At 39.8% G+C, this 13,752-nt stretch carries 13 protein-coding genes and 1 tRNA gene; 12 read left to right on the top strand and 2 right to left on the bottom strand.

What is annotated here, in order from left to right:
* The first annotated feature begins 1 nt into the window (after position 1).
* From AKA01nite_RS00345 to AKA01nite_RS00335, 3 genes are all read left to right on the top strand, one after another.
* Positions 2–826: a metallophosphoesterase gene (locus tag AKA01nite_RS00345; RefSeq protein ID WP_146922664.1), complete on the top strand. Its 825-nt coding sequence runs from the start codon at positions 2–4 to the stop codon at positions 824–826.
* A 663-nt stretch (positions 827–1,489) separates the two neighbouring features.
* Positions 1,490–3,670, top strand: a complete 2,181-nt coding sequence (locus AKA01nite_RS00340; protein WP_146922663.1) for a Tex family protein — start codon at positions 1,490–1,492, stop codon at positions 3,668–3,670.
* A 58-nt stretch (positions 3,671–3,728) separates the two neighbouring features.
* The gene (locus AKA01nite_RS00335) at positions 3,729–4,190 is read left to right on the top strand and encodes a SprT family protein (RefSeq protein ID WP_146922662.1); all 462 of its coding nucleotides are present in this window, start codon (positions 3,729–3,731) and stop codon (positions 4,188–4,190) included.
* Between the two features lie 30 nt (positions 4,191–4,220).
* On the opposite strand, the gene AKA01nite_RS00330 is transcribed toward AKA01nite_RS00335, so the two are convergent.
* Complete coding sequence (locus tag AKA01nite_RS00330; RefSeq protein ID WP_146922660.1) at positions 4,221–4,829, bottom strand: HAD family hydrolase; 609 nt, start codon at positions 4,827–4,829, stop codon at positions 4,221–4,223.
* Positions 4,830–4,981: 152 nt separating this feature from the next.
* On the opposite strand from AKA01nite_RS00330, the gene AKA01nite_RS00325 reads away from it, so the two are divergent.
* Positions 4,982–5,066 (top strand) — tRNA-Leu (locus AKA01nite_RS00325).
* 188 nt (positions 5,067–5,254) lie between these two features.
* Here AKA01nite_RS00325 and AKA01nite_RS00320 read toward each other — a convergent pair.
* Complete coding sequence (locus AKA01nite_RS00320) at positions 5,255–6,172, bottom strand: AEC family transporter (RefSeq protein WP_146922658.1); 918 nt, start codon at positions 6,170–6,172, stop codon at positions 5,255–5,257.
* Between the two features lie 95 nt (positions 6,173–6,267).
* On the opposite strand from AKA01nite_RS00320, the gene gloA2 reads away from it, so the two are divergent.
* The 8 genes from gloA2 (at position 6,268) to AKA01nite_RS00280 (ending at position 13,709) form a co-directional block, all read left to right on the top strand.
* Positions 6,268–6,648, top strand: a complete 381-nt coding sequence (gene gloA2 / locus AKA01nite_RS00315) for an SMU1112c/YaeR family gloxylase I-like metalloprotein (protein ID WP_222592454.1) — start codon at positions 6,268–6,270, stop codon at positions 6,646–6,648.
* A gap of 318 nt (positions 6,649–6,966) precedes the next feature.
* On the top strand, positions 6,967–7,614 hold the full coding sequence (locus AKA01nite_RS00310) for an SGNH/GDSL hydrolase family protein (RefSeq protein ID WP_146922654.1): 648 nt from the start codon (positions 6,967–6,969) through the stop codon (positions 7,612–7,614).
* Positions 7,615–8,001: 387 nt separating this feature from the next.
* Entirely contained in the window at positions 8,002–8,973 is a 972-nt protein-coding gene (locus AKA01nite_RS00305) for a LacI family DNA-binding transcriptional regulator (protein ID WP_146922652.1), read from the top strand.
* A 17-nt stretch (positions 8,974–8,990) separates the two neighbouring features.
* The gene (gene rbsK, locus AKA01nite_RS00300; protein ID WP_146922650.1) at positions 8,991–9,896 is read left to right on the top strand and encodes a ribokinase; all 906 of its coding nucleotides are present in this window, start codon (positions 8,991–8,993) and stop codon (positions 9,894–9,896) included.
* Positions 9,871–10,266 (top strand): D-ribose pyranase, encoded by a 396-nt coding sequence (gene rbsD / locus AKA01nite_RS00295; RefSeq protein ID WP_146922648.1) that lies wholly within the window; start codon positions 9,871–9,873, stop codon positions 10,264–10,266. Before rbsK ends, rbsD begins: the two co-directional genes overlap by 26 nt.
* Before the next feature lie 11 nt (positions 10,267–10,277).
* Entirely contained in the window at positions 10,278–11,762 is a 1,485-nt protein-coding gene (locus AKA01nite_RS00290; RefSeq protein ID WP_146922646.1) for a sugar ABC transporter ATP-binding protein, read from the top strand.
* On the top strand, positions 11,759–12,724 hold the full coding sequence (locus AKA01nite_RS00285) for an ABC transporter permease subunit (RefSeq protein WP_222592453.1): 966 nt from the start codon (positions 11,759–11,761) through the stop codon (positions 12,722–12,724). Before AKA01nite_RS00290 ends, AKA01nite_RS00285 begins: the two co-directional genes overlap by 4 nt.
* Positions 12,725–12,767: 43 nt before the next feature.
* Positions 12,768–13,709, top strand: a complete 942-nt coding sequence (locus AKA01nite_RS00280; RefSeq protein ID WP_146922645.1) for a D-ribose ABC transporter substrate-binding protein — start codon at positions 12,768–12,770, stop codon at positions 13,707–13,709.
* The last annotated feature ends 43 nt before the right edge of the window (positions 13,710–13,752 follow it).

Below are 13,752 nucleotides of genomic sequence, written 5' to 3'. Positions count from 1 at the left end.
CATGAGAATAGGAACACTGTCTGATCTGCATATCGATCGAAATAAATGGATCCTTGAAAAAGACGAAACGACGTTGTCTCTCTTGGACACCATGGTGAAAGCAAAGGCTATCGATGTGTTGCTGATAGCCGGAGATATATCCAATCATTATCTGGAAAGCCATGCGTTTCTAGAAGAGTTATCAGATAAAAGTGGTATACCTGTAAAGTTTGTTCCGGGTAATCATGATTATTGGGCTAAAGATCATGACGTCACAGACAGTCACGAAATCAATCACTTTTTTAATCAGCAAAAGTACTCCCTGGTGGGTAAACCTTATGATTTAAATGAAGACTGGGCGATCGTTGGAACACCCGGCTGGTATGACTACGGTTATGCAGATCACCAGAAGTATACTGAGGAACAGTTTGAAAAAAAGAAGTACGGATTTGCATCTTGGAACGACTTGCATTTTGTAGATTGGAATCAAAAGGATAAAGAAGTCAGCCGGGAAATGTTAAGTCAACTGTATAGAGATTTGAGCACTGTAAAAGATAAAAATATCATATTGATGACGCATATCGCCACGCACAAGGAATTTGTTGTTCCGCTGCCGCATCGCATATATGACTTTGCCAATGCTTTTCTTGGTGCAAAAAGTTATGAAAAAGTGTACAAGGACTTTGAATCTATAAAGTATAGTATCATGGGTCATGTACACTTCAGAAAAATACACCATGAAGAAGACAAAACGTTCATTTCTCCTTGTTTAGGAAGCAGCAAGCATTGGAGAGACAAGCGCCTGAAAAACCAGCTGGAAAGAAGTCTCTTCGTATTTGATATTTAAGAGTGGATCCTGTTTAGGGTTCGCTCTTTTTTAATAGAAAATAGAAATTCATAATACTTTACTTACCACTCACTAGTTATAATGTTATGCTATCAAAGGCACTTGAGATATATCGTTGAAGTCTTTAGAGCTATGTCGAACTCACCGTTCTAGTTTATTTGAGTATGCAGTTTTCTAGTTACGATGTCGAACTCAGAACTTAAAACGATTTGAGTGAGTATTTTTAGAGCTGAAATGTCGAACTTAAGAGTTAAAATTATCTGAGTATGCACTTTTAGAGCAGAGATGTCGAACTCAGCGGTTAAAACTATCTGAGTCTGCTCTTTTGGAGTAGAAATGTCGAACTCAGTGATGAATTTTATTTGAGTGAGCATTTTTGGAGCTGTAATGTCGAACTCAAGAGTTAAAATTATCTGAGTATGCACTTTTGGAGTAGAAATGTCGAACTCAGCGGTTAAAACTATCTGAGTCTGCACTTTTGGAGTAGAAATGTCGAACTCAGTGATGAATTTTATTTGAGTGAGCATTTTTGGAGCTGTAATGTCGAATGCAACAATCAAAACTATTTAAGCGAGCACTTATTAGAGAAAGTTCGCACTCTATTTTTCAAAAAATTTATGCTAAACTAAATGAGTTGAACAAAAGTATTGGAGATGAATCATTTTGACTGAAGAAAATAAACACGTGTTGAATCTATTAATAAAGGATTTAAAAGGTTACACGAAAAAACAAATCACATCCGTACTCGACTTGTTAGGCGATGGTAATACCGTCCCTTTTATCGCTCGTTACCGTAAAGAGGCGACCGAGTCACTAGATGAAGTTCAAATCAGAGAGATCGAAGAACGCCATACTTATTTAACTAATCTGGAGAAACGTAAATCGGATGTCTTGACTTCCATTGAAGAACAGGGCAAACTGACGCCGGAACTTGAAAAAGAAATCAAGTCTGCAAATCAGATGCAGCGTGTAGAGGACCTATATCGTCCTTATAAACAAAAACGCCGCACTAAAGCAACGATTGCTAAAGAACAAGGACTTGAACCTTTAGCTGAATGGATACTAAGTTATCCCTCGGGCTCCTTAAACGACGAAGCCAAAAAATATATCAGCGAAGACTCTGAAGTTTTGTCTACAGAAGATGCTCTGGCAGGTGCACATGAAATCATAGCGGAATATATTTCGGATAATCCAACTTATCGTGAGTGGATCCGAGAATACACCTATAATAAAGGTGAAATCGTTTCTAAAGCAAAGAACGAAGAAGCCGATGAAAAAGGTGTCTTTGAGATGTACTATGACTACTCAGAATCACTGGACAGCTTAGTTTCTCACCGGATACTAGCTTTGAACCGCGGGGAGAAGGAAGATATTCTTTCTGTAAGCATAGCAGTGGATGAAGATTATATCAATCGCTATATGAAAAGACAAGAGTTACCCTATGGAGAACAGACGGAAGCAACCGAAAAAGTAACAGAGGCTATTAATGATGCCTATAAACGTTTTATCGGCCCGGCGATCGAACGGGAAATAAGAAATGAATTATTCGAGAAAGCCGAAGAACAGGCGATCGATGTCTTTGGAGAGAATCTCAAAAATCTGCTATTGCAGGCTCCTTTAAAAGATCAGATCATTTTAGGTCTGGATCCTGCCTACCGTACTGGGTGTAAACTGGCAGTTATCGATGCGACAGGGAAGGTTCTTGCGGTTGATGTGATTTATCCTCACAGACCCGCGCCAGCCGCTAAACGCCAGGAAGCTGAAGGGAAATTCTTGGATATGATCATGAAGTTTAATGTAGATACTGTAGCGATAGGCAATGGCACAGCCAGTCGTGAATCAGAAACATTCACTGCCCAGTCACTTAAAGAAGTGGATAAAAAAGTAGCTTACGTTATTGTCAATGAAGCAGGGGCTTCGGTTTATTCAGCTAGTGCGGAGGCGCGTCGTGAATTTCCTGATTTACAAGTAGAAGAACGAAGTGCCGTCAGTATCGCCAGACGTCTTCAGGATCCGTTGGCTGAATTGGTTAAAATCGATCCGGAAGCTATCGGGGTCGGTCAGTATCAGCACGATGTCTCCCAGAAAAAACTGAGCAATCAGCTGGACTTTGTTATAGAAGTTGTGGTCAACCAGGTAGGCGTGAACGTCAATACAGCCAGCGCTGCATTGCTGAAACATATATCCGGACTGACTAAAACCACAGCAGAGAACGTAGTGACTTACCGGGAAGAAAACGGCAAATTTACCAATCGCTCACAACTTAAAAAAGTGAAGCGCCTTGGGCCAAAAGCTTTTGAACAGTCTGTCGGTTTCCTGCGTATTCCGGATGGAAAAGAACCTTTCGATAATACGGGTATTCACCCGGAGACATACAAAGAAGCTGAAAAAATCATTGAAATGACCGGCTTGTCAAAAGAAAATTTAGGTACAGCTGATTTGAAAGCTCGTCTGGAACTGGTCGATGATGATACGATCATCAATGAAACAGGTCTCGGCATTGAAACGATCGAAGATATCAAAAAAGCGCTTGTTGCTCCTGGACGTGACATGCGTGATGACATGCCGGCACCACTTTTACGTACGGATGTTTTGACCATGGAAGATTTAAGAGAAGGTATGGAGCTAGAAGGAACAGTCAGGAATGTCGTCGATTTTGGCGCATTCGTGGATGTCGGTGTGAAACAGGATGGCCTAGTTCATATTTCTAAATTAAGTGATTCTTTCGTCAAACACCCAAGTAATGTAGTTGCAGTGGGTGACATCGTTAAAGTCTGGATCGATTCTGTAGATTTGAATAAAGGACGTATCGGACTTACTATGATTCAAAATGCAGACAAGTAAAATCATTAAAAAAGAGGGCAAAATATCAATGGTCTCTTTTTTAAAAGGTGGAAACTTTATGGAAACAGAAGAATTACAAGAGCTGGTTGAAACAGTATCGTTAAACTTTTTTGATCGACCTTTTAGGCATAAAGCAGTATTTAATAAACGATTGAGAACGACAGGTGGCCGCTATCACCTTAAAACGCATAATTTAGACTTTAATCCAAAACTCTTGTTAAAAACAGATGAAAACACACTGGTTGGTGTCATTAAACACGAACTGTGTCATTATCACTTACACTTGAGTGGAGAGGGCTATCAGCATAAAGATAAAACATTCAAAAAATTGCTTAAAGAAGTCGGCGGGCTCCGATTTACCCCATCTTTAACAGGGAAGAATGAACCTAAAAGAGTTCTTAAATATCAGTGTCTAACATGTAAAACAGTGGTCAAACGACAGCGGTGTTTTGACACAGATAAATATGTCTGTGCTAAATGCAGAGGTAAATTACAATTTGTTGAACCGATAAAGAGCTGATGATATTTGATCATCAGCTCTTTCTTGAAATTAAATATCAATACCAACGTGACGAAAGTGATCTTCGAGCTTGGAAATATTTCCATCAAAGACATGACCATCCATCCCAAAAACTGTGGCACCCTTTATGTTTTTTTCTAAATCATCCACGAAGAAACACTCTGAAGGATCCAGATTAAAATGTTCAAAAAACTGCTGGTATATTTCTTTTTCAGGTTTCAAATTCTTCCAATCCGAAGAAATAAATAAACCGTCGAAGTAGTTTAAGCCTGGGACGATACGCTTGATGTGATGGAAATCATGGGAAACATTGGAAAACAGATAAAGACTGTAGCCGTTTTCTTTAAGACGTTTCAAAATGTTTTCCATCTCTAAAATGGGTGTCATTTTTTCATGCCATGTGTCCATAACTTCTGATACAGATGCAGAAAGAGCGGCTGGTAAGTTTTTTGAAGCTTTTTCAACAACATCATTTTTTGTAAGAGTCCCCCGGTCATACTGCTGCCATAAGTCCGAATAAAAAACCTCGTCAAGTAATAATCGTTGATGTTTAGTATTTGGTGTGAATGACTTTATAAAATCTTCTGGAGCGTAGTTGATGAGTACATTCCCCATATCGAATACGACATTCTTTATCATTTTGACGTCACTCCTCTATAAATTTACTTAAATTACTGTCTCTTTCAACCTTATCATATAATACGAAAAATCATAACTAACAGATATTTTTTTATGACAAGGATATTGACAATTGACAGCGAGACTGATAAGATACTTTTGTTAGACTTAAAGCGCACGTGGCGGAATGGTAGACGCGCCAGCTTGAGGGGCTGGTGGGGCAGATGCCCCGTGGAAGTTCGAGTCTTCTCGTGCGCATCATAATAAAAAAGACGGTATCCAATGTCTGGCATTGGATGCCGTCTTTTCTATAGCCAAAAGTTTGACGATTCAAAAGAGTAGTTATTTTCTTTACAAAATTTAACATTATTTATTTAGGTACAAGGCAGGTATCAGCTTTTAGACCTATCCTTTATCTGAAATTTTCTCGTTCTACTTTGAATAGATCACAAGAAGAAAGCAGAAGACAGACTGATCATAAGCGGGATAGTCACAATAGATAGTAGGCTTGCCAGCACAATGAGACGGGCACCATATTCATAATCGCCCCCGTAGAGCTGTGAAAAGATTGCCGTATTGACAGCTGTTGGAGTAGCGTTAGTGATCGCCAAAATGAGAAGGACTGATGGATGGGTTATGGGCAGTACCCACAACAGGAAAATACCGATTATTGGTGATATAATTAGCCGGACAGCAACAGTCCAGTAGTTGGCTTTTCTCAAGAATATATCCTTGACTTTGCTGCGGGCCAGATAGCCGCCAAGCAAGATCATACCTAAAGGAGAACTCAGACTGCCGATCGTATCCAGACTGTTATACAATATCGTAGGCAAGGAAATACGCGACAGATAAAGCCCGAGGCCAATGAAAGCACCCAGACTAGCAGGATTACTTAGTATGGAAAGAAGCGTGATGACTTCTCGTCCTTCCGACAACATCCACTTTCCATACGTATATTGAAATACAGTAGAGGTCACGATATATACAGACAGGTAGAAGATGCCTTCGTATCCTAAAAGTTCTAAAACAATAGGAATACCCATAAAACCGTTATTAGAAAATACAGCAGCGTACCGGTCGATTTTGGATCGGTTTCTAAGGAGAGTATGCGCCAGCGCTATCCTGGAAAGGATGATCGCCAACGTACCGATAAACGTTTTAAACAATAAGTAGAGCTGGCTGGAGTCGTAATCCTTCTGAAACGACATCACTATGACGATCGGGATGATGAATTTAGTCACCACTTGTGCTAATTGCTGGCTGCCCTCCATATTCAAATAATTAAATCTTACTAACACGAAACCAAACATCATTATAATATACATCTGAAGCAGCTGATTAAAAATAACTAAAGTTGTATCCATACTTAACGCCTTCAATCTAAAAAAGTAGAGTAACTGAATTGTTCCTTTAAAGTTACTATACCTTTTCTATCAATTAATTACGAGGAGAGATAAACTTGTTCAATACTATCCATCATGTTGCAATCATTGCAAGCGACTATAACGTCTCCAGGCATTTTTACTCAGAACTGCTCGAGTTTCCCATCATCAACGAAGCTTACCGAGAAGAACGGCATTCTTATAAATGTGATTTAAAAGCAGGAGAAAGTCAGATCGAACTTTTCTCATTTCCTAATCCACCCAAAAGACCAAACGCCCCTGAAGCAGCTGGACTCAGACATCTCTGTTTTGGTGTGAAGGATATCCACAAGACCGTATCTAAACTCGATAAGAAAGAAATAAAATGTGAACAAATAAGGATAGATCCTTATACTGGTAAAAAATTCACCTTCTTTAAAGACCCTGATGGACTGCCCTTAGAAATCTATGAAGAATAAAAAAAGACAAAAAAAGCGCCCTTGTTTCCGCAAAGGCGCCTGCATAGAAAGGAGATGATTTATGAAAAAGAGTAGTATTGCTACTAACTTTATTTCTAATTAAATGATAACGCATACAAATTAGAATGTCAACAACTTATTAAGCCTTTTCATTATTTCGTATTTTTCTTGCCTTATCGGTAAAAATGATTAATAAAGCTTGACGTTATGATGAAAGTCGGGCAAAATTAAGTCAAAGTTATAAAGCCGGTATGTAAATGAGCAACACCCGTACGATATCTTGATAGAGCGAGTCTTAGAATTAAGGAGAAAACTGATATGAAAATAATAACTGGGGATACTTTATTATTTATTGGAGACAGCATTACAGATGGCGGACGAGACAAAGTGGATCCGACAGATTTAGGCCGGGGATTCCCACTACTGATCTTTGCGTATCTTCAAACGATCATGCCGGAAAAGAGACTGACTTGCTTAAACAGAGGAGTTGCAGGAGATACAATAAGTGATTTAAAGAGCAGATGGGAAACAGACTGTCTTGATATCGATCCGGATGTTGTGACCTTGCTTATAGGGATCAACGACACTGGAAGCAACCAAAATCAAAATAAACAAGTGACCAAAGAAGAACTGGAGTCATTTGAATCGGATTACCGTTTTTTACTTAAATCTCTTCATCAACGCACGGATGCACGAGTGGTTTTAATGGAACCTTTTGTGCTTCCTTACCCCAAAGACCGCATGATTTGGCGTAATGACCTGGATCCACGTATTCAGATCGTTAGGAAAATGGCGAAAGAATATCAGGCGGAACTGATCCCGCTTGATGGACTTTTAAATACTCAAGGGATAAAAAATGGGTTCAGTTACTATACAGGTGAAGACGGCGTCCATCCAACCGTTGCTGGACATGGATATATTGCCAAGACTTGGCTGGAAACCGTACTTAATAAAAAAGTATTGTGAAGCTGAATGAAATATGCTATATTAGTTTCATGCGATGAGTCGAATGTTTCCACGGTTTGTGGAAACTTCATGCAGGATACAGATGTTTGATCATCACAACAGGAAGTTGGTATCAGAGGCATTCACGATGTGAACGTGAACCTCACCTAATTCAAAAGGTTGCAGCTATGCGGACAGGCCAAACTGTCCGTATTTTTTTTGCACAAAATAATATTTAAAATTAATTGACTTTAAAAAAAGTTTAGATTTCAAATTTTTTCCAAATTTATTAGAAAAACGGTTGCATTTTCAAAAAGGTATGGTATTATAAAACTGTAATCGGTTACACACCCGATCACAACTAGTAATCGAAACAGTATATCAATGAGCTTTGAAGCAGGTGAAAAAATGGCGACGATAAAAGAAGTAGCAAAATATGCAGGAGTCTCTGTAGCGACTGTTTCCCGGGCATTAAACAAAAACGGCTATGTAAGTGAAGCGGCACAAAAGAAAGTGGAAGAAGCCATCAAAGCGTTAGATTATTTTCCTAACGAAGTTGCACGGTCGTTATACCAGAAAAGATCCAAAATGATCGGACTTTTGCTGCCTGATATTTCAAATCCCTATTTTCCTCTGCTGATGAAAGGTATCGAAGAGAATGCACGTGAAAATGGGTACAGTGTGATTCTTGGGAATGTAGAAGAAGGCAGCAAGTTAAAACAGGACTACATGACTCTTTTTGGACAGCAGAATGTGGCTGGTGTTTTATCAGCAGTAGAGGGAACGGTCAGTCAGAATCATTCCATGCCTATCGTTATGCTTGACCGGGTACTGGAAGAAGATGACTATGCTGTGTATACAAATGATGTCAAAGGCGGTATCCTGGCTGCTCAAGCAATCATGGACAGGAAACCTGGTAATGTGCTTATTATAGCAGGACCAAAATCTGTGCCTGGATCGATCGATCGGTTGATAGGTATCTTATCAGTGTTAAATCCAACAGATGTCAACTACGAGATACACCAGACACGGTCATTCACTATTGAAGAAGCTAAAGAAACAGCTGAGGTTATTTTCAGAAAATATAAAAAAATAGACAGTGTACTGGCGAGCAATGATTTATTTGCTCTGGCTGTAATGAAAGAAGCTCAAACGAGAGGCTTGCATATACCCAATGACATTCAGGTGATCGGATATGATGACATACCATTCAGTCAGCTCGTTTATCCGGGTCTGACTACGATATCACAGCCGGCATTTAAACTTGGTTATCAGGCTTCTGATTTACTGATACGCTTAATAAATAAAAATAAAATAAGTAAAAAGCGGATAAAGCTGGATCCCAAGTTAATGATCAGAGATTCTCTGAGAAAAAAATAGAAAGCGAGGATGAATAAATGGTTAAGATTACCGTAGTAGGGAGCATCTCTACAGATTTTATAATTGAAACAGACAAAAGACCAGATATAGGAGAGACAGTAGAAGGACAGAATCTATCAACAGCTTTCGGGGGAAAAGGCGCGAACCAGGCCGTTGCTGCCGCACGTTTAGGTGCAGAGGTGTCAATGATCGGAACAGTAGGAAAAGACACGTTCGCAGACGAACTGTTAAATAATTTAAAAGAAAATAGAATTATTACAGACGATGTGGAACGGGTTACACACTTAACATCCGGATCTGCTATGATTACTGTAAAAGATGGCGATAACAGCATTATTTATATTCCAGGAGCCAATAATGCGCTGACTGCCGAGCGTATCGAAAAAGCTCAAGAAACATTGAAAGCAAGTGATTTAGTTATTTTACAGAACGAAGTGCCTGTTGAAGCGATTGAGAAAGTGATAGACCTTTGTTCCGAAATCGACACGCCGGTCCTTTATAATCCTGCACCAGCTAGAAAACTGAATGAAGCATCAATTGAAAAAGTACGTTTTCTTACGCCGAATGAAACAGAATTTTCAGTTTTATTTCCACGAGAAGACATGGTGGAGGTTTTAAAGCGCTACCCGAATAAACTACTTATTACGTCGGGTTCTAAAGGTGTCTATTACCATGATGGGATAGAAGTACGACTGGTGCGGGCTAATAAAGTGATCCCGGTCGATACGACAGGTGCTGGAGATACTTTCAATGGTGCTTTTGCAGTAGCCTGGTCGAGCGGGTTATCTATTGAAGAAAGTATTCGATTTGGTAATTTAGCAGCCTCGCTTTCGATTCAGAAAAAAGGAGCACAGACAGGAATACCCACTATAGCAGAAATGAAGGGAAGTAGCGTATATGAAAAAGAATGGCATATTGAATAGCGAAATAAGTAAAGTGTTCGCTGATCTTGGACACACAGATCAAATTATGATTGCCGATATTGGGCTCCCTATTCCTGTAGGAGTTAAAAAAATCGATTTGGCCATCGATATGGGAAAGCCGCGATTCATTGATGTCCTTGATATTGTTTTAAAAGAAATGCAAGTAGAAAAGTACATGATAGCTAACGAAATAAAAAGTAATAACCAGGAACAGTTAGAAGCAATCAAAAATGCGACAAATGATATAGACGTAGAATGGGTTTCTCATGAAGAAATGAAACACCGCTCAAAAAATGTAAAAGCTATCATTAGAACGGGCGAAGCAACACCTTATTCCAATGTCATTTTACAATCTGGTGTTATTTTCTAGGAGGTGTAACAGTGGAAATAGAAATGAAAGAGATCGTCAAAAGTTTTGGAAGCAATAAAGTGCTTTTAGGCGTTGATTTAAACATCAAGTCAGGTGAAGTTCATGCTTTAATGGGCGAGAACGGTGCCGGAAAATCAACTCTGATGAACATACTGACAGGATTACATGAATATGATTCAGGAAAAATCATCATTAATGGACAAGAAAGAACCTTTGATAATCCGAAAGAAGCAGAAGAAAACGGGATCAGTTTTATACATCAGGAAATGATTACGTGGCCTGATCTGACAGTTCTTGAAAATCTTTTTATGGGAAGAGAGTTAAAAACAGGCTGGGGCTGGATCAAAACAAAAGAAATGCGTAATGAAGCATATAAATTGTTTGAAGATTTAGGCGTCGACATTGACCTGGATAGAGAAATGCGAACGCTGTCTGTTGGACAGCAGCAATTAGTCGAAATTGCAAAGTCGCTTATGTCAAATGCTGAAGTCATCATTATGGATGAACCGTCAGCTGCACTTACAGACCGTGAAATAAAAGTATTATTTGACACTATTGAAAAATTGACAGCAAAAAATGTTGCAATTATATATATATCCCACAGGATGGAAGAAATTTTTGCTATCAGTGACAGGATCACGGTGATGCGGGACGGTGTCAGCGTTGATACGAAACCGACGGCAGAAACTGATAACGATGAAGTCGTCCGAAAAATGGTCGGTCGGGATCTGGATGATTACTATCCTGATATTGAAACAAAAAATGGAGATGTCTTGCTTGAAGTTTTGAATCTAAGTGATGGTAAAGATTTTGAAAATATCAGTTTCAATGTCAGACAAGGAGAAATCTTAGGCGTTTCCGGATTGATGGGAGCTGGCCGAACAGAAATTATGCGTGCTGTTTTTGGAATCGACAAGCCGGTTTCGGGAAAAGTGAAGCTAGATGGCAAAGAAATAACGATAAAATCACCTGCTGATGCTATTGAGAAAGGGATAGGATTTTTAACTGAGAATCGGAAAGAAGAAGGATTGATACTTGAGGATTCTTTGAGGGAAAACATATCCCTGCCTTCTATATCTGAATTCAGCCGTTCAGGATGGATCAACACCAAAGAAGAAAAAGAATTTGCTGATCTATTGATCAAGCGTCTTACGGTTAAAACAGTAAGCGGCGAAGTACCCGTAAAAACACTTTCCGGAGGGAACCAGCAAAAAGTTGTTCTGGCCAAATGGATCGGGGCAGGATCTCGGGTCCTGATTTTGGACGAACCCACAAGAGGTGTCGATGTTGGTGCAAAACGTGAGATCTATATGCTGATGAAAGAACTTACTGAACGCGGTGTTGGGATCATTATGGTATCCAGTGACTTACCCGAAATAATTGGAATAAGCGATCGCGTGATTGTTGTTCATGAGGGACATATTGCTGGAGAACTGGATAAAGCGGAACTTTCAGAAGAAAAAATTATGACTTTAGCGACAGGAGGAGCCAAATGAGTACAGAAACAAGTAGTATGTCAAAAAATAAAGAAAAAAGAAGTGAAATGTTAAGAAAACTGGGGCCATTCTTCGCCTTAATTGTATTGATGATTTTTGTAACGATCATGAATCCTAATTTTATTCAGATCGGTAATATTTTGAATTTACTCCGTCAGGTATCTATTAATGGTCTTATTGCTTTCGGGATGACGTTCGTTATCATTACCGGCGGAATCGATTTGTCTGTTGGATCGACTTTAGCGCTAAGTGGAGCATTAGGCGCAGGAATGATCGCTGGTGGCTGGAACCCTGTTTTAGCTGTACTTGGTGCTTTGCTCATCGGGGGATTGTTAGGTGCCGTGAACGGGATCGTTATTACAAAAGGTAAAACAGCACCGTTTATTGCAACACTGGCTACAATGACGATCTACCGTGGTTTGACACTGGTTTACACAGATGGAAACCCGATAACGGGCATCGGCGACAGCTTTTTCTTTCAATTTATCGGAAAAGGGTATCTTTTCGGTATACCTTTCCCAGTTGTCTTGATGGCCATTGCTTTTGGTATTTTATTTGTCCTCTTACACAAGATGACATTTGGACGAAAAACATTTGCTATAGGAGGGAATGAGAATGCTTCATATATTGCTGGAATAAAAAGTGACCGAATCAAAATAGCTGTTTATGCTATTTCCGGATTTATGGCTTCCTTATCAGGAATGATATTAACTTCCAGATTGAATTCAGCTCAACCAACAGCAGGGACATCCTATGAATTGGATGCTATTGCAGCGGTTGTTTTAGGCGGGACCAGTCTTTCAGGAGGTCGTGGACGTTTATTTGGCACACTTGTCGGGGCACTTATTATAGGAACTCTTAATAATGGGCTGAACTTGATCGGTGTATCGAGTTTTTATCAGCAGGTCGTCAAAGGTATCGTTATTATCATCGCTGTCTTGTTAGACAGAAAAAATGATTAAAAATATTAAAAATATGTATAAAAACTATTAGGAGGAAATAAAAATGAAAAAAATTGCTGCTTTATTTACAGCATCTGCACTACTACTAGGAGCTTGTGGAACGACAGGTTTAGAAGGAAACAACACGGAAGACAGCGGTGGAGAAGGAGTCGAGAATGTCCAACCAGACGAGATGGTTGTTGGACTTTCGGTCTCAACATTAAACAATCCATTCTTTGTTTCATTGGAAGAAGGAGTCGTTGATACGGCTGAATCTGAAGGAACAGAAGTGAGCACGGTTGATGCTCAAGATGACACGGCAAAGCAGTTGAACGATATCAATGACCTTATTCAACAGGAAGTGGATATCCTGTTGATCAATCCAGTCGATTCTGCTGCCATTGAACCAGCTATCGAATCTGCCAACAGTGCCGGTATCCCTGTAATCACGATCGACCGTTCAACTGAAGGTGGAGAAGTAATCACACTGGTTGCCTCGGATAACGTTGAAGGTGGAGAAATGGCTGCGCAGTATATCATCGATCTGGTTGGCGAAGGAGCAACTACAGTGCAGCTGGAAGGTGTTCCAGGAGCATCCGCCACACGTGAACGAGGAGAAGGATTCATGAATGTTGCCGAAGAAGGGCTGGACGTTGTGGATAGCCAGACAGCCAATTTCAACCGTTCAGAAGGTTTGACAGTTATGGAAAACATGCTTCAAAGTAATTCAGATGTAGAAGCTGTCTTTGCGCAAAACGATGAAATGGCTTTAGGCGCTCTTGAAGCAATTGAAGCTGCCGGTTTAGCAGAAGATATCGTTGTTGTCGGGTTTGATGGTAATGATGATGCACTAGAGGCTATTGAAGCAGGACGCATGGACGCTACGATTGCACAACAGCCTATAGAAATGGGTCGCATAGCAATGGAGACAGCGTATGATTATTTCGATGGTGAAGACATCGAAGATTATATTGCAGCACCTTTGGAACTCATTACGAATGACTAAGCACTAAAGAGAAGAGCTGAAAAAGAACTTGGAGAATGACTCT

This window comes from Alkalibacterium kapii (genome assembly GCF_007988865.1).
Taxonomy (GTDB): Bacteria; Bacillota; Bacilli; order Lactobacillales; family Carnobacteriaceae_A; genus Alkalibacterium; species Alkalibacterium kapii.
Note: the sequence above shows the minus strand (reverse complement) of the source record. Positions and strands in the feature narration are given on the sequence as shown.

Excerpts from the sequence above, each read along its gene's own strand:
- AKA01nite_RS00345 (WP_146922664.1), top strand. The coding sequence starts at position 2 with ATGAGAATAGGAACACTGTCTGATCTGCATATCGATCGAAATAAATGG.
- AKA01nite_RS00335 (WP_146922662.1), top strand. The coding sequence starts at position 3,729 with ATGGAAACAGAAGAATTACAAGAGCTGGTTGAAACAGTATCGTTAAAC.
- AKA01nite_RS00330 (WP_146922660.1), bottom strand. The coding sequence starts at position 4,829 with ATGATAAAGAATGTCGTATTCGATATGGGGAATGTACTCATCAACTAC.
- AKA01nite_RS00320 (WP_146922658.1), bottom strand. The coding sequence starts at position 6,172 with ATGGATACAACTTTAGTTATTTTTAATCAGCTGCTTCAGATGTATATT.
- AKA01nite_RS00310 (WP_146922654.1), top strand. The coding sequence starts at position 6,967 with ATGAAAATAATAACTGGGGATACTTTATTATTTATTGGAGACAGCATT.
- AKA01nite_RS00305 (WP_146922652.1), top strand. The coding sequence starts at position 8,002 with ATGGCGACGATAAAAGAAGTAGCAAAATATGCAGGAGTCTCTGTAGCG.
- rbsK (WP_146922650.1), top strand. The coding sequence starts at position 8,991 with ATGGTTAAGATTACCGTAGTAGGGAGCATCTCTACAGATTTTATAATT.
- rbsD (WP_146922648.1), top strand. The coding sequence starts at position 9,871 with ATGAAAAAGAATGGCATATTGAATAGCGAAATAAGTAAAGTGTTCGCT.
- AKA01nite_RS00285 (WP_222592453.1), top strand. The coding sequence starts at position 11,759 with ATGAGTACAGAAACAAGTAGTATGTCAAAAAATAAAGAAAAAAGAAGT.
- AKA01nite_RS00280 (WP_146922645.1), top strand. The coding sequence starts at position 12,768 with ATGAAAAAAATTGCTGCTTTATTTACAGCATCTGCACTACTACTAGGA.